The sequence below is a fragment of the Phaeodactylibacter xiamenensis genome (genome assembly GCF_000759025.1).
Classification (GTDB): Bacteria; Bacteroidota; Bacteroidia; order Chitinophagales; family Saprospiraceae; genus Phaeodactylibacter; species Phaeodactylibacter xiamenensis.
Genome location: NZ_JPOS01000012.1, coordinates 314,944 through 330,618, shown reverse-complemented (window position 1 = coordinate 330,618; position 15,675 = coordinate 314,944). Strand labels below are relative to the sequence as shown.

Annotated in this window: 9 protein-coding genes; 3 read left to right on the top strand and 6 right to left on the bottom strand. The window is 51.4% G+C overall.

Annotated features, from left to right (window positions below):
• Positions 1-70: 70 nt before the first annotated feature.
• From IX84_RS04995 to IX84_RS04980, 4 genes are read right to left on the bottom strand one after another with little or no spacing between them, the layout of a single operon-like run.
• Positions 71-748, bottom strand: coding sequence for a HipA domain-containing protein (locus IX84_RS04995; protein ID WP_044217046.1), 678 nt, complete (start codon positions 746-748; stop codon positions 71-73).
• Between the two features lie 4 nt (positions 749-752).
• Positions 753-2,969, bottom strand: a complete 2,217-nt coding sequence (locus IX84_RS04990; RefSeq protein ID WP_044217044.1) for a site-specific DNA-methyltransferase — start codon at positions 2,967-2,969, stop codon at positions 753-755.
• Between the two features lie 27 nt (positions 2,970-2,996).
• Positions 2,997-5,687, bottom strand: a complete 2,691-nt coding sequence (locus tag IX84_RS04985) for a DEAD/DEAH box helicase family protein (RefSeq protein WP_044217042.1) — start codon at positions 5,685-5,687, stop codon at positions 2,997-2,999.
• A gap of 58 nt (positions 5,688-5,745) precedes the next feature.
• On the bottom strand, positions 5,746-5,958 hold the full coding sequence (locus IX84_RS04980; RefSeq protein WP_044217041.1) for a helix-turn-helix transcriptional regulator: 213 nt from the start codon (positions 5,956-5,958) through the stop codon (positions 5,746-5,748).
• 163 nt (positions 5,959-6,121) lie between these two features.
• On the opposite strand from IX84_RS04980, the gene IX84_RS04975 reads away from it, so the two are divergent.
• Positions 6,122-6,376: a DUF4160 domain-containing protein gene (locus IX84_RS04975; protein WP_044217039.1), complete on the top strand. Its 255-nt coding sequence runs from the start codon at positions 6,122-6,124 to the stop codon at positions 6,374-6,376.
• A 7-nt stretch (positions 6,377-6,383) separates the two neighbouring features.
• Positions 6,384-6,833, top strand: coding sequence for a DUF2442 domain-containing protein (locus IX84_RS04970; protein WP_160213665.1), 450 nt, complete (start codon positions 6,384-6,386; stop codon positions 6,831-6,833).
• A 63-nt stretch (positions 6,834-6,896) separates the two neighbouring features.
• Here IX84_RS04970 and IX84_RS30690 read toward each other — a convergent pair whose 3' ends face one another.
• Entirely contained in the window at positions 6,897-9,791 is a 2,895-nt protein-coding gene (locus tag IX84_RS30690) for a peroxidase family protein (protein ID WP_081968617.1), read from the bottom strand.
• A gap of 661 nt (positions 9,792-10,452) precedes the next feature.
• On the opposite strand from IX84_RS30690, the gene IX84_RS04960 reads away from it, so the two are divergent.
• Positions 10,453-14,022 carry a hypothetical protein gene (locus tag IX84_RS04960; protein WP_044217036.1) on the top strand — a complete coding sequence of 1,190 codons (3,570 nt, stop codon included), beginning with the start codon at positions 10,453-10,455 and terminating at the stop codon, positions 14,020-14,022.
• Here the strand turns inward: IX84_RS04960 and porX are convergent, their stop codons facing one another.
• On the bottom strand, positions 14,023-15,576 hold the full coding sequence (gene porX / locus IX84_RS04955; RefSeq protein WP_044217034.1) for a T9SS response regulator signal transducer PorX: 1,554 nt from the start codon (positions 15,574-15,576) through the stop codon (positions 14,023-14,025). It lies immediately after the preceding gene.
• Positions 15,577-15,675: the final 99 nt, after the last annotated feature.

The window sequence follows — 15,675 nt, the reverse complement described above, 5'->3', positions numbered from 1 at the left end:
ATCAGCTGTTTGTCGAAGAAAACTGCTGATTTTCTCTTCATCAAAATTCCAAAATAGTCCTCTGGAGGAGTCATAAACCGGAGCAATTCGTGGGGGCGGACCTGGTTTTGACAAGGATCGTATCACTGCCCAATTGTAAAAAATGCCTGTCATTATTACCGACTATTGCATCAAAGGTTAAAATGTAAACCAACTTCCTTAAAAGGTCCTGCCCATGAGTTGGAAACACGTCTAAAATCGCCTCTTCGATGAACTCGAACGTAAATAGCTCTCGTGCTGTGGTTTTATCATTTGCTATTTCTTCTGCAAACGCTTGGTCTTCGAGGTAGTCTCCACATATTTCAGCTCCGTGGATCAAAGTTTCATTCTGTTCCAGAAAGTACTGACTCAGAAACCGGATTTGATCATTGATTCGATAGAGTCTTACCTCATTCATCTCAATACCTAAAACCTGACCGATTCTATTGATTAGGTATTCGATCACGGATTCATGTGGATACCATTTCGCCCCTGTTTTTGCAATATAGGGAATCCAGGTTTTAGGTTTATTTTTACGAACGCTACCATCCCGAATGTATCGGTATACTCTAATAAACTGCTTTGGTGCGTCACCGTCCAAATCGTAATCCTCTACCAAATAATGAGTCTCTTTAAGCCAGGGGATTCTTTGTTCATTGAAGATGACCCCAGAACAATTTTGAGATTGTTCAACCCTTAGTTTCTCTTGTATCTTTTGAGCGTACTGCATAGCCTCACCTCACCTCCACCTCCAACAACTGACTAGTATCCACTCCCAAAATATCCACCACCTTTACCATGATACGGTACTTGCCCGGCTTTTCATACACGCGGGGTGCTGAGGTGAACTCCAGCGTCCGGTCCTGCTTGGTGCGGAAGCTCTGCCACTCATTCTCGAAAATGTAGTTGCCCGTCCACTTCTCCTCTACGGTGCCGTCCTCAGCTTGCAGGCGGATGATCTCTTTCTTGCTGTCGTAGTCAAAGTCCACGCTCCAGTAGTCGATCCAGTCGTGCCACTCGGTGGTGAGGGGCTCCCGCTTTTGTACGCCGTTTTTGTCTTTGCTGACTTTGATGATTTGCCCGTTTTCGATGACGACCTGACTGCCGCCTTTGCGGAGTTTGTCTTCCACGGCATCTAAATCATCCTGTGTATAGTTGGTGACGAAGTCGCGCAGGGTGACGATGACTTTACCGTCCTTGTCTTTTTCTGCCGTGGCGCGCAGGTAGCTGACATCGTAGAATTTGACCTGCCCTTTATTTACCGCGCGGGGGTCGAAGACCTCCTTGGGGATATAGCGCAGGCGCACCCGTACGCCCGCATCGGCATATTCCTGTATGACGCGGGGCACCAGCCCCATCTCAAACTCAAAACCCAGCACATCCACCTGACTGTAGCCCAGGCTTTGGCACTCCTCGAATACCGCCTGCACCCGCGTTTGGGTGACGGGCACATCGAGCGGGCCTACGTGTACCATGCGCTCGCCCCGGCGCCCGTGTAGCTGCGTGTGGCCCTCAGCAGGTTGTGCCTTGTAGGCGCGCAGGATGAGGTCAAGATAAGCGGCCTGCCGGCTGCGCTGCTGTGCCTCATTGAGCTCCTGCAGGAAAAACTGCCGCTCGTATTTGCCCAGGTTGAGGATTTCAAATGCCCGGAAGTCCTGCCCTTTTTCCTGCAGCTCCCGCTGTACCTGTATCATGCGCTTGCGGGTGGTGTGGATGGCAAATCGGCCCAGGTCGGTGGCCAGCCACTTGCGGTTGAGTTTTTCGGCGACTGCGGCCGTGGTGCCGCTGCCGCAGAAGAAATCGGCCACCAGGTCGCCTTCGTTGCTGCTGGCTTGGATGATGCGTTCTAACAGGGCTTCGGGCTTTTGAGTGGGGTAGCCTATGCGTTCCGAAGCTTGAGAATTAACGGCATATATATCAGTCCAAATGTCTTGGCACGGGACACCAGGCATTTCTTCTAAATACTGCTTATACCTAGGAGTTCCAGTTTTGGTGTAATAAATTCTTCCTTCTTTTTCATAGCGTTCCATTGTTTCTTTTGGACATCTCCATAGCCCTTCCTTTTCTTTCCATTTGTATTTATATCCTCCACCTTGGAGACCCTTTGCACTTAAGTCTCGATCCAAAAACCTTCCTTTATTGTCAGAATGGCGGTAATATGTTTTGATGTATTCCTTTGAATATGGTTCATATTGGGTGGTGAACGAGTAGCTTGGAGATTTTGTAAAATAAATTATTGTATCATGCAAATTTCCAAAACCACTACTATCACTGTGGGCAGTCGACCGCTTCCAAATGATCTCATTTCTGTAATATTCATTTGAAAAAATATCCCCTAGTATGATTCTCAAAAAACTACTTACCCTCCAATCACAATGCACATAAATACTCCCATCCTCCGCCAGCAGGCTGTGCATGAGCTTGAGCCGCTCGTACATCATACTCAGGTAGGAGGAGATGCCCCGCTGCCAGGTATCGCGGTAGGCGATTTCTTCCAGTACTGATTGACTCTTGGTGGCGCTTTCGCCGTTGATCTCTATGGTGTGGCTAAAGTCAGCCCCCACGGCAAAGGGCGGGTCGATGTAGATGAGCTTTAGCCCGCCCTCGGCTTCAATTTCCTGGCGCAGGGGCCCGTGCAGCAGGCTCGATAAGATCAGCTTATTATCGCCCCAGATGAGTTTGTTGTGCCAGCCGGTCTTTTGCCGCCCTTTGGTGTCAAACATAGAGAACATCGTCCCTTCCTCCTGCACCTCCTGCCGGGGCTCGTCGATGTGCTCGATGTGGTGGAAGGGGAGGACGGCATTGGTGGTCGTCTCCGAGCGGCCATTCCAGAACAGGAAAACGTCCTCCTCATCGGCGGTCAGCTTGTAGATGTCCTCCTTAGGCAGGGGCTGCCCTTCCTGAATGAGCTGTATGATACGGTCTTTATCGGCTTGTGATAGTTTATCCATGAAGCAAAGCTAGTGAAAGTTCAAAAATCAGTTTTCGGGTGCGTGCGCATAAGTATCGGTCTGATAGAGATCGATCAGGTCTTTAAAGGAACGAGCATGATCGCTGTGTTTGGTCCAGTCCTCGTAGGTAATGTACAGGGGCTCGTAGCGGTAGTCTGTCTGCAGGCGGTTCACATCGCGGCACCAGCGTACGAGGCGGGCGATTTTCCGGCGGTCGTTTTTGTCCTCCCGGCCTTTGGTCTCCACTACGTAGATGATGCCATTGGTCAGTTTGACGAAAAAGTCGGGGTAAAACTGGCTGATGCTGCCCCTTGCATTTTGGTACTCGATGTGGAAGCGCACGCCGCCCTGCCCTTCGGTATTTTTGGCGAAAGCCTGTACATCCTTAAATTGATGCTCGCACTTACCGGCGAAAGCCAGCTCCATATCATTGTCGCCAATGATGAGGTTGAAGACCGACTTTTTGGCTTTCACGAATTGCTGATTGGACTTGGGGGAAGGGCGGGCCTCCATCAGGCTGCGGTACCCACGCAGTTCAGTGGTCTTTACATCGCGTATAGTCAGTTTGGTGATGGCGCGCTGGAAGACATCGTAGATGATTTTGCGCACGCCCGGGGTGCTGAGGTTTTTCAAAACGGTCTCATCCTCAGGGCTGACGGTTCTCCCAAACAGCCGGTGCCGGACAAAGGCTTCTACTTTTGGATAAAGCTCGTCAAAGCCGTGCGCCAATCGGTTGCTTTTTAGGATACCTCCAGTGTAGAAGCGCAGTACATTGCGCCATTCCGGGGTAAATTCTTCGACTTCGGTGATGTGGTCAAAGTCGCCGTGGATATTGTTGAAGACGATCTCTTTGGTATCGCCCGGAAAATCCTGCAATTGAGCAATCGGGTGGTTGAGCCCTTCCACATCAAGTTCCCGCAGCCTCCTGTAGTCGCGTACAACCCTTGGTTGGAGGATAGGCAGTGGGATATCCAGCTCGTGGAGCTCTTCCTCGGTCTTTTCGGTATCAATCTCAATAACGAGGGGCGACTGTGCCCGACCGCCGCGCTGTCCCATAGGCGAATATTTAAACTCGACCCCCTGATCTTTGAGTTCTTCGATGAAGTTAACGAAAGCCGCGGTGCCCACCACAACCAGCGTTTCATCCACATCAAGCGGGAACATTTTGCGCAAGCCCCGGCCTATAGCCTGCTCAGGCAGGATTTTTGACTTGGCACTAAAGGGGCGCAAGCCAACGATAGTGGTCACATTGCGTACGTCCCATCCTTCCCGCAGCATAAGCACGGAGCAAATGGCCCGGTAAGGCGAGTGTTCGGCATCTACCTCGTCGGCAGCTTTGCGAAGCCTTTCGAGTTCTTCCTTGTCTTTTTTGCTGGTAGCTGTTTCTTTGATTTCTCCACTTCGGTTGGTGTGGATGCTCAGCACCTTACCCCGCATGAGCGGATAGTTTTGCTCCAGAAACTCCGCAGCGGCATCGGCTTCCTTGGTCGTCATCGCCATCACAAAAAGCAAAGGTGTACCGACGTGATTGAGGTCCTGAAATTGCTTTTCCCACTCTATGTAGCCCAGTTGAAGGTGGTCGCGGTAGCGTTCCACAAAGTCATCGCTGTCTTTTTCGGTGACTTTCAGCCGGGATTCTTTATCGGGCAGTACGGGGGTCTTTACCACGCCATGCTGAATAGCTTCTACCAATGGGTAGTCGGCTATCGTTTGGACGAAAATACTGCCATCGTTGTGTTTCGGCGTAGCAGTGACATCACACTGCAAAGCGAGGCCTTTACCGGTTTTCAGTTTCAGCTTGTCATTGATGTCCTGTATCGCCTGAAACCAGGCCAGCTTTTCATCGTGGATGTGGTGTGCCTCATCATTGAGTACAACGAGGTCTTTGATACGGTCACTGCGGAGGATTTTCCCCAGGTCGGTATCTCGTTTGGTATCGGCATCGGCTTTAGGCTTGCTTCCCAGGAACATGTCCTCAAAAGACATTTCCTGCTCTTCCGGCATGAAGATACGGTGCACATTCGTCAGGAAAATATTGCCATGATCAGAAATCGGCTTGAGTTCGTCCTGAATGTGCAGGGTCAATTGGAAATCTTGTCGCCAGTTTCGGTCTCGAAAACCATCGTCGGGCAGGAAAGGGTCTTCAAAGAAATACTTTAGGCCCTCAAAGTCTTTACGCAGGCGGTTGAGGACGATGATATTTGGCGCAATAAGGAGGAAGTTTTTAGATAGCGGGCTATCTTTTTCATATAGCGCATGAAAGAAAGACCAGACTAGAACCAGCCCTAGGACTTTGGTCTTACCGGTACCGGTGGCCATTTTGACGATATAGCGCGTCCAGTTTTCCGGGAACATGCCCGGGCTTACCCGGCCGGATTCGTCGAGGCGGAGCAGGTCGTATTTGTCTTTATAGTTTGCTACTTCATAAAGATATATGACAGACTCAACCGCTTCGCGTTGTGCAAAGTAAAATTGAAATGGAGTGTCTTGTCCAGCTTTTTGGTGTTCGGTTTCAAACCAGTGTTCTAATAGTGCTTTTGAAGTGCTCGATGCGCCGAGGTAATTGTTTTCTCTCCATTCTGCAATTTTCACGCGCACGCTGTGTACCAGCGGAGGGAGCAGTTTTTCCTGCGCATTATTGAAAGCGTCAAGCTGTGATTGTGTTGGAGCCCATCGTTGGTCGGGCGCGCGTTTGATAAATGGCTCATTATTTGGCATAGTCCAGGGTTGAGACAAAAGAAAACGATAGTAAAACACAGGTCAAAAGGGTACGGCACTAAGGTTTTTCTTCCTTTGTGCTCCGCAATAACTCCCGCACATCTACATCCAGTACTTCCGCTATTTTGAAGAGCGACTCCATGGTCGGCTGCATTGTATTGGAACACCACCGGGAGACAGTAGACCTGTTGTATCCCAGTTGGTCTGCCAGCCAGGTACTGTTTTTGTCCTGCTCTGCGAGAACGACACGTATCCTATTATACTTGCGCATAGTAACATAGATACATAACTCCTACGAATTCTGGAGAAAGCAAAGCAATTTGTTGTTTTAAACGCACTTTTATTGCCTTGAAGGCAACAATGTGTTGCTTTTACAAAAAGTAACCCCTCAATTGAAAGTTTCAAGTGCATAAAAGAACCTAAAACTCACCCTCATGCTTTTAACAATAGCGATTTATGTGCTTTCTCCTGCTATAGCAACGGTTGCAGGAGTTGCAGTTTATATGTATTTTAAGGATCATAATCCGCCGCATTTTCATGCTAAAGATGGCAGTGATGAAGCAGTTTATGATTTTGAGGGTAATACCATTAAAGGGAAAATCAGCCCAAAGAAAAGTAAGAAAGTGAAAAAGTGGGCTGAAGAAAACCGATCCTTCCTGGAAGATCAGTGGGATGAGTTCCAAAAATAACAAAACCATGCCAGATGCAAAATATGTTCGCCATCATCTAAGTGCGCTACCTGCCGGTCAACAGATTGAGGTGTTGCTGAAAGCTCTGAAGCTGCAAAAGGCCCGCCCGAATCTGCAAAACTTTGAATGCATTGCAGCAGCGATGAAGTTGCCGCTGTTCCCCAAAGTCGTCAAAGCCCGGCTTACCGGAGCGTTCTCTTTGCTTCTTGAGTTTGATGGAGGGGTGAAAGGCGAAATCGACTTCCGGCACTTTCTTGATGAGTTCCGACCGCTGGAAAAGGCACTACTTGAGGATCCCATTTTATTCCGGTCCTTCAAAGTCCGGAACGGGACGTTGACCTGGCCCTCTCACGGGAAGCAAATTCGGGACTTCGAAGGCATACTTCGTTTTCATCCCTTCAGTATAGATCCCGAACTCCTCTACAAAGCCACCTTCCCCTCTCCAAACCTCCCCTAAAACAACAAGAGCGGACCCGCCCACGCGAATCCGCTCCTGTCACTTTATATCTCAATTGTGGATTTAATCCACCACAATCATGCGCTGTGTGGCGCGATCGTTAGCTGTCTCCACGGTGTAGAACAGGACGCCGCTGCCTTTCAGGTCGGTACGGTTGAGCTGCCACTGCTGCTCGCCGGCATCGTAGTCGTTTTCCTGTACCAGGAGGACCTTGCCGCTGATGTCCGTCACCGTCAGCCGTGCCCAGCCAGCCTCCGGCATGCGGAAGTTGATGAGGGTGGACTCCCGGAATGGGTTGGGCTGGTTCTGCTGCAGGGCAAAGCCGCTCGCATCAGCGCCGGTGCCTTGCTCGAATACTAAGCCGAGATTAGATACCTGTAAGCCATTGCTGTAAGCCTCTGCCTTTACCTTCTGCTCGCTCAGTGCCAGTGCTTCGCTCAGTTGTACCTGGCGCTTGGCCTGGAAGGTGAGGAAGAACAAAGGTTCATCCGCTTCTGCTTCAAAGCCGGAAGGTTTTACCCAACTGTTGGTGATTTGGCCTTCCTCTTCGAAGATGCCAAAGTGGTCTTCGGTGAGGTTAGTCAGGCTGCCAGGTTTCATACCCTGAAAGTCCAGCATGTCCGTATCAAAGTCGAAACCGAACTGGTAGCCTTCCAGGTTGGCAATAGCGGCTGAGGTGACCGGGATGTCATAAACCTGCCCGGCTTCAAGCTTCATATTTTGCATTTGGAAGAGAGTCAGGCTACGCTCACCCACTTCACCGGAGTGGAAACCATTAGGAATGGCATCGCCGGTAACGTCCGCAACTTTAACCGCAATGAACTGCAGGGCCATATCTTCAGAGAGGACATCCTCTACTGTAATGGTTTCCGGGAAGTCTTCCCCCTGCGGCTCGTCCGTCTGGAATTCATATTTGGCATCTACAAAACGCCAGGAGAAGTTGTTGGGGAAGAAGTTAGCTTGTCCCAGGATGACCCGGCGGATGTAAATTTGGTCCAGTACTGTAATGGTGCCGCTACGGTTAACGTCTGCGGCAATTTGCTTGTACGGGCTGTCCAGGTTAATGACACCAAGGATGTGCTGCTGAATACGGATAAGGTCCGCTGTAGACACACCGTTGGTGAGGTCATCGTCCCGTTCCATGCCGATCATCGTTACATCACATGCCGGTACGCCCCAGAAGTCAAAGCGGCCTTCGTCATTGGTCATGAGGTTCATCGGGCCGGTGGTGTTGATGACATTCACCATCACGGAAGGAACAGCCTCGCCGGACTCTGTGACTACCTCGCCGGTAATATCAGAAGTCATGTGGTCACAAATCTCATCGTGGCTCATAGCTTCGAACACCTTGTCCTGCATCAGCTTGATGGTGGTATTCTTCATCAGCACATCGTGCAGGGTGGTATTTTTGATCCAGTCCTTTTCAGCATCGGTTAGAACGGGGTCGTTTTCGTAATAAAAACGGTCTCCGTCCCGCAGGTTAGTGAATTGTACCTGGAGAACACGATTGAGTGTTTGTCCAAGGATGGACCCGGGTGCAGGCTCTTCTGCCAGCATGCCGACCCATGGGTCGAGCTCATCAATGTTCCCATACAAGCCGATTAGCCGTGCATACACTTCCTGATCGTTGTTGATCTGCTGGAAGAAAGAGTAGCGGTTGAGCCCAAAGTTTTGGCGGATGGTGTTGAAGTCGGCCACGCCACGCTCCCGGGCCCGCTGTATATTGATGGATACAAGGTCAAGTCCACCTGAGCCCGGAGGGCCAAACAGGAAGTTGCGGACGTCGTCGACTACCTTGGAGTCAAAGTTCTGCATCTTCTGTTCGCCCATACCCTGGAAGAAAGGCTCCAGTCCAAGCTCCATTACGGGATAAGGATTGAAGAAGGCATCGCGAAGCAGCATATGGCCTTCAGGAATCTCATTGCCGTTCTCATCTACGCGCAGCAACTGACTGTTGAGCAGGGTATGCCCAAGTCGGAAAGCAGCAGCGGTGAAGACATTGAACAACTGTGGGTGCACGGTTTCATCATAGCCCTGATAAGGTTCCAGTTGAACGCCCATAGCAGGCAGCCATTCGTCATAAACGATGGACTGAATCAAGCCGCCCACCAGCTTGCGGGCATGCTGATAGAGCTGCTCATCGTTCCAGTCCGGATGCTCCTGTGCCAGTTCGTCGCACAGCCGGTTGTGCTCTCTTACAAAGAGCGCATGGAAGGCGAGCAGCAATGGGTTCTCGCCGGCACGGGGGTCACCACATACAAAGACTCTCTCTGTCAGGCCAACAGGGTTGTCCATATGTGGCGTGTTCGGGTCGATAGGAGCGTCGTATTCGCCGTTGAAAGTATTGAAAGGTGGGAGGTTGCCAGAAGACACCTTCAGTTTGCCCTTTTCAAAGCTCCGCAACCAGTTCGCCCGGAATTCATCAGATCCGTAAACACCGGAACCATCAATAAACGCAGTGATTTCGTTTGGATGGCGGCGTGGGTTGAAGGTATTGGTGCCGGTGGAAGGATCAAATACATTGCGGACCATTGGTATAATAGCCTGACCGGTGTTGAAGGGGTCAAACATAGGGTCGCCCTGAGGTACGCTGATGTTCATAGGCTCTGTCCCGTCTGGGGTGAGCCCAAAATCGTGGTCAAGAAACTGGCCGAAAGCCCAGACAAAATCGCTCAGTTCGAAAGGGTCGAAGAGGGGAGCACCCTGAGAAAAAAGCGAATTACTGACCCGCCGTGGATTGGGTCGGTTAGGCCCCGCCGGCTCGTCAATAAGGTTTTCATAGGCAACCTGATCGCCGGAAATGAGCAGATTGGTGTGTGCCTGCCCCCAGTCCGCGTTATTCGGGTTGTTGAAGGAGCCATCGTAGGTACGATAAAGGTCCACGTTCAGCGGCTGCGCGAATAGTGCCGTTGAGACCAGGACTCCAAGTAGCATTAATTGTAAAGATCGTCTTTGCATAGTGCGATAGTTTAGCTCATGGGTATTTATGACTTATACCTCTGTCAAAGTAACAATGAATCAATAACACAAAATTTCAGTTACTGCCAAAATTTAAGGGAGCTGTAACCTGTTTTGGGTAGATGACCAGACTTATTTGTTTTGGTATGCAGACGAGTCAACGCAACAAAGCTCTGTACGCTGTACTTTGATTTAGCCTCCTGTTAAGGCTTATTCAATATAGTTTACGAGGGGGATTTTTAGACTGTTGCAATCTGAGACGAAAATAACTAAATATTTTAGATATCTCCACCTCTTGCCTTCAGATTGTATGTCTGAATTTGGTTAAAAACAGAATTAGATCAACTCTGTTGTGATAGCGGCGGCTTTTTTGCCGTGATTTTTCACTGAAATGTTAAATTGTATTAATTTACACAACCGAATTTCCTGCTTAGCGAATAAATCCTGACCAAAATCGGTTTAACAACCGCTACGGCTAATGAGTGGTATGGCAAGAGTGCCTTACACTCAATAGCCATACAACAGTCGGGTGATTTCTTGAAGAAAGGGCAGCTTTTGTTGCCCTTTCGTTTTTGACTTTACCCGGACATCCCCTCCGCCGCGGTGTACGCCAACTGCTTTTATTTCGTTATTTCGGGAAACGCAACGCAAGTAAACACGCATGCCAAAGGCAGTCAGGATATGGGAATGGATCGATGCATGGGGAAGTATGGCCTGCCAGGCGATGGCCTTATGCTGGTTCCTGTCCCCGTTTGCCAGTCTGTCTGCTCAGGTGACACCTGCCAGCAATTTACGCACAGTTGACTATACTCCGGAGCCTTCCTTATTATGGCCGGACTCGCTGACTATCGTGCCTGGCAGCCTTGTGGCTACAGATACGCTCGGGGAACGGCTTCCCAAAGCCTGGTTTAGGGTGGTGGACCGGCAGATTAGGTTTGATTCTTCAATTTTGCAGTACCCCAAGGTGCGGCTCTCTTACCGTGTACTGCCCTTTGCGCTGGGTGCCGGGCAGCAACGCCTGGATACCAGCCTGGCCAAGCCCCTGGATGACGGGGGCATCGGACTGGCGTACAATCCCTACGAGCGCGATGAGCAGCTACTCGACTTCCGGGGGCTCAACTACAACGGCAACTTCACCCGGGGCATTTCCTTCGGCAACAATCAGGACCTGGTCCTCAATTCCAGTTTCAACCTGCAACTGGCCGGGGAGCTTGGCGACGGGGTGGAGATCCTGGCGGCCATTACAGACGAGAATATCCCCATTCAGCCGGAAGGCAACACGCAGCAGCTCCGGGAGTTTGACCGCATTTTTATTCAGTTGCGCAAAGGGCAGAATCAGCTCACAGCAGGGGACTATGAATTGCAGCGGCCAGACAGCTATTTTATGAATTACTTCAAAAAACTGCAGGGCGCGACTTTTTCCAATGTCTCCACCTTTGAAAATGGCGGACGGTTATCGTCACAAGCGAGTGTGGCCATCAGCCGGGGGCAGTTTACCCGCAATTTTATTGATGCTATTGAAGGCAATCAGGGGCCCTACAAACTCCGGGGTGGGGAAGGGGAGCGTTTTATCATTGTCCTTTCCGGTACAGAGCGGGTCTTCCTGGATGGCGAACTATTGGTGCGGGGGCTGGAAGAAGATTACATCATCGACTACAACCGGGGCGAGCTCACCTTTACCAATAAGCGCCTGATTACCAAAGACAGCAGGATTGTCGTGGAGTTTGAATACGCCGACCAAAACTATGTGCGCTCCCTTTATGCTGTAGGCTCCGCCTATGAAAAGGACCGCTTTAAGCTCAATTTCAACCTCTTCAATCAGCAGGACAGCAGAAATGCCACCGGGGAATTGCAGCTTACCGATGAGGACAAACGCTTGCTCAGAGAGGCGGGCGATCGGGAGGGTGGAGCTTTGCTGCCAAGCCTGGATACACTGGGGGAGTTCTCTCCGTCACGGGTGGCTTACCGGCAGGTCGATACCCTGATCAGCTGCGGGCTGCAGGATACGCTGGTACAATACCTTGTTTTTACCACTGAGCCACAGGACAGCCTGTTTACCGCCCGCTTTTCCTTTGTGGGGCAAGGCAACGGGCAGTACATCCTGGATGCGAATCAGCCCGCCAATGAGCGCGTCTATCGTTGGGTGGGGCTGAATGAGAATTGTCAGCCTGCCGGGGACTTTGCGCCGGTAATTCAGCTGGCGCCCCCCCGGCAGCAGCAGCTCTATACCCTGGGAGGCAGCTATGATTTTTCTGAATATACCAAAGTAAAGGCAGAGGTAGGCATGAGCCGCAACGACCTCAACCGCTTTTCGGACCTGGACAGCGAAGACGACCTGGGTTTTTCTGGCTATACCGAGTTGCAGCACCGGTTGCTCCCGGGGGGCGATAGCAGCGGATGGCAGCTGGATACCCGGTTGAGCTACGAATGGGTGCAGGCCAATTTCGAACCCCTCAATCCCTACCGCAACCCCGAGTTCCTTCGAGACTGGAGCCTGGCAAATGTACAGGGGCAGGGCAGTGTGCCGGAAGCAGAAGAGCAAATTGGAAGAGGTGGCTTTGATCTGCGCAAGCGAGGTGTTGGGGAGCTGAGCTACGAACTGAGTGGCTTTCGCAGAGACACCCTCTATCAGGGATGGCAGCACCGATTTCAAGTGCGGGAACAGCTCGAAGACTGGCAGGTGGAACTGGATGGCAGCCTGCTCAGCACGGAGAGTACTGAACAAAGCACACGATTCCGGCGCCCACGTGGCACTATCGCCTACGCCATCCCCTGGCTGGGGCAAACCCGCCTGGGGGCATACGGCGAACAGGAGCGCAATGCAAGATTCACCGCCGGTGCTGATACCCTTGAGGCCAGTAGTTTTTACTACAATCGCTACCGCTTTTTCCTGGAGTCCCCGGAGCAGGACAACTGGCAGTGGGGCAGCAGCTTTAGCGAGCGGATTGACTACGCGCCGGTAGGAGAGCGCTTTTTGCAAAGTGCCCGGGCAAGCGAGGCGAATGTCAATGGCCAGTGGCGTTACCAAAAATCCCGTAACCGCTTGCAAATGGCCGGCAATTTCACCTACCGCCGCCTGGGCATCAGCCGCCCGGAAACCACCAATCAGGAGGCCGGAGAGACTTTTCTGGGGCGGGGCGACCTTAACTTTACCATCCTGAAGGGTGTGGTGCAATCGTCAAATACTTATGAAGTCGGTTCCGGGCAGGAAGCCAAGGTGGAATTCACCTACGTGAAAGTGCGGCCGGGCGAGGGGACCTACATCTGGCTGGATTCGCTCTACAATAATGATGGTGTCATTCAGCAAAATGAAATGGAAATTGCCCCCTTTCAGGACCTGGCCGATTATGTGCGGGTAACGGCGGTGACCGATGAATTTATCCGTATTGATGATGTGCGCCTGAACCAAAGCCTGCGCATCACCCCCAAAGCCGTGTGGTACAACGAGGAGGGCTGGAAGGCTACGCTGGCCCGCTTTTCCACGCTGTCCAACCTAACCATCAACCGGAAAACTCAGGCCACGGAAAGCGTGGCGGCCTGGAACCCGTTTCAGCTGGATGTAGCAGATACGGCCCTGGTGGCGGTTACCTCTAATATCCGGAATGTACTTTTTTTCAATCAGGCTGACCCCACTTACGATTTGCAGGTGGGGATGAGCGATGTGCGGAATAAGTTTGTACAGACTTCAGGCTTCGAAAGCCGCCGCAACAGCGAGCAGTACCTGCGGGGCCGCTGGAACATCTCAAAGGCAGTGAGTACGGAATTTGCCTTGTCACAGGGGCGGCGCACCAATGACTCTGAGTTTTTCAATAATAAGGATTTCGATATTCGCTACTACGAGGCGGGGCCTGAAGTGACGCTGATCCCCTCCCGGGCTTTTCGGGCCACCCTGTCGTATGAGTTCCGTCAGGATGATGATCAGCTACCGGATGGGAATGCCTTTGCCCAGCGGCACAGCTTTGAGGCAGAAGCCCGGTACAATCAATCCACTCAGACGTCCATTCAGCTCCGTACCTCTCTGGTCGCTGTGGATTTTGACGGGCCGGCAAATTCTCCGGTGGGTTTTGCCATCCTTAATGGCCTGCAGGATGGGCGCAATTTCCTGTGGAGCCTGACCCTTGACCAACAGCTGGCCAAAAACATACAGCTTCGCCTGAGCTACGAAGGGCGGAAGACGGGGGAGGCGAATGTTGTCCACACTGGCCGGGCGCAGGTAGCGGCCAACTTCTGATTACCGCGGGCTCATCCTGACCACCGGGCAAATGATCTCCTCGAGGCTGATGCCGCCGTGCTGGAAGGTGTTGCGGTAGTAGTTGTTGTAGTAATTGTAGTTGTTGGGGTATAGGAAATACTTGTCCTCCTTCGCAAAAATGAAGGTGGAGCTGACATTGGGCCGCGGAAGCTTGGCGTGTTTGGGGTCGCGCACATCGAGGACATCTTTCCGGTCGTACTGCAGGTTTTTGCCCACCTTGTAGCGTAGGTTGGTGGTGGTATCCCGGTCGCCGATCACCCGGCTTGGCGTTTTTACCCGGATGGTGCCGTGGTCGGTGGTCACGAAAAGCTGCGCCCCTTTTTCAGCGGCTTGCTGTAGTGCTTCCCATAATTGGGAGTTGCGGAACCACGAGCGGGTGAGCGAACGATAGGCCTTCTCATCACCTGCCAGTTCCTTGAGGACTTCCATCTCCGTACGAGCGTGAGACAGCATGTCGATGAAGTTGTAGACGATGACCGTGAAGTCGTTATTGAGGTGGTTGAGGATGTTGTCGTTGAGCTGTTTGGCGTGGTTGGCATTGGTGACCTTGACGTAGTCAAACTTCAGCTCTTTTCGGATGGTGCGCCCGATGAGCTCTGTGAGGAAATCGTGCTCGTGCAGGTTTTTGCCGCCCTCGTCATTATCGTTTTTCCACCAGGTAGGGTAGTATTGCTCGATTTCTGAAGGCATGAGCCCGGCAAAGATCGCATTGCGGCTGTACTGTGTGGAGGTGGGGAGGATGCTGTAGAAATAGTCCTCCTCTTCGGTGCGGTAAAATTCGTTGAAGATAGGCTCCAGCATACGCCACTGATCGTAGCGCAGGTTGTCTAGCAGCAGCAAAATGGTAGGGGCATCGCTGTCCATTTTTGGAAAGACCTTAGACCGAAGCAGGTCGTTGGACATCACCGGGCCGTCCTTGTCGCGGATCCAGCTCAGGTAATTCTTTTCGATGTATTTGGAGAAGGCGGCATTGGCTTCACTCTTCTGATCAGAGAGGATGTCCCACATGCCACTTGAATTGGATTCGTCGAGCTTGATCTCCCAGTTGATGATCTTGCGGTAGATGTCCACCCACTCTTCATAATTGAGCCCGCTATTGATTTCCATGAAAATCTGCCGGAACTCCTGTTGGTAATCAGAGGAGGTCTTTTCCCGTACCAGGCGTTTGTTGTCCACAATTTTCTTAAGGGTCAGCAGGATTTGGTTTGGATTGACCGGCTTGATGAGGTAGTCGGTAATCTGAGCGCCCAGCGCTTCCTCCATCACATTCTCGGCCTCGTTTTTGGTAATCATCACGACGGGCAGGTGTTGCCGCTTCGCTTTGATTTTTGAGAGGGTTTCCAGCCCGGTAATGCCCGGCATGCTTTCGTCCAGGAAGACCACGTCGATGTCATTGCGTTCATCGCACTCTTCCAGCGCGTCGTACCCGTTGGTGACGGTAATGACCTCGTAGCCTTTCTTTTCCAAAAACATAAGCTGAGGTTTGAGCAGGTCAATTTCGTCGTCTGCCCAGAGAATGGTGATGTTTTCCATATTGCTTTTTTGACTGTTTCTTCGCCTTGGTCTGTTTTAATAAGCGCATATTGTAGGAAAACGTTGTATGGCGGTGGGTTTATTATATCAGACCACGTT

Coding starts and splice junctions, on each gene's coding strand:
- IX84_RS04995 (WP_044217046.1), bottom strand. CDS start 748: ATGCAGTACGCTCAAAAGATACAAGAGAAACTAAGGGTTGAACAATCT.
- IX84_RS04960 (WP_044217036.1), top strand. CDS start 10,453: ATGCCAAAGGCAGTCAGGATATGGGAATGGATCGATGCATGGGGAAGT.
- IX84_RS04980 (WP_044217041.1), bottom strand. CDS start 5,958: ATGCGCAAGTATAATAGGATACGTGTCGTTCTCGCAGAGCAGGACAAA.
- IX84_RS04990 (WP_044217044.1), bottom strand. CDS start 2,969: ATGGATAAACTATCACAAGCCGATAAAGACCGTATCATACAGCTCATT.
- IX84_RS04970 (WP_160213665.1), top strand. CDS start 6,384: ATGCCAGATGCAAAATATGTTCGCCATCATCTAAGTGCGCTACCTGCC.
- IX84_RS04975 (WP_044217039.1), top strand. CDS start 6,122: ATGCTTTTAACAATAGCGATTTATGTGCTTTCTCCTGCTATAGCAACG.
- porX (WP_044217034.1), bottom strand. CDS start 15,576: ATGGAAAACATCACCATTCTCTGGGCAGACGACGAAATTGACCTGCTC.
- IX84_RS30690 (WP_081968617.1), bottom strand. CDS start 9,791: ATGCAAAGACGATCTTTACAATTAATGCTACTTGGAGTCCTGGTCTCA.
- IX84_RS04985 (WP_044217042.1), bottom strand. CDS start 5,687: ATGCCAAATAATGAGCCATTTATCAAACGCGCGCCCGACCAACGATGG.